The 532-nt window shown below is 33.8% G+C and carries 1 protein-coding gene; it reads right to left on the bottom strand.

From position 1 onward, the window contains the following. Positions 1 to 364: 364 nt before the first annotated feature. Positions 365 to 532, bottom strand: a 168-nt coding sequence (locus AC1DRF_RS31925; protein ID WP_477742818.1) for an alpha/beta fold hydrolase, incomplete at its 5' end; no start/stop codon positions are given.

Raw genomic sequence — 532 nt, 5'->3', positions numbered from 1 at the left:
TATCTCAACTAAGACCTCGTCATTGTTTATTTTGGGCATAGGGAAGTCTAAAAAATTTGGTTTTTCACCGTAGTTTTCAATTGCTAAAGCTTTCATGACAATCCTCCACATTTTTTATTTAACCCACATGTATGTTTTCATAACAAACCTAAGAAAAAGAATATGAATATCCCTAAATAGGATATCCATATTAAATAAATCATTTTAAAAAAGGATAATCTGTATAGCCTTCTTTTCTCCTTCATAGAGCGTATTTTTGTCAGGTTCGTTTAGGGGATCTCCTGATTGAATCCGTTCTACAAAGTCTGGATTAGCTAGTACCCAAGTACCTACTGTGACAACATCTGCAAGATTATTATTTACATCAGACGAAAGTTGAATAAGAATTAGAATCAAGAAATGAGTTTACGTGTTCTGCAAATAGTTCTGGAAATTGAAACAGATGCCCGTGACCAGAATCAGGATAGATAATCAGCTGTGCTTTGGGTAATTTCTCTGTTAAGATATAACTGTTTTTAGTCGGTACCATCAC

The sequence above is a fragment of the Priestia sp. P5_B4 genome (genome assembly GCF_056400385.1).
Note: the sequence above shows the minus strand (reverse complement) of the source record. Positions and strands in the feature narration are given on the sequence as shown.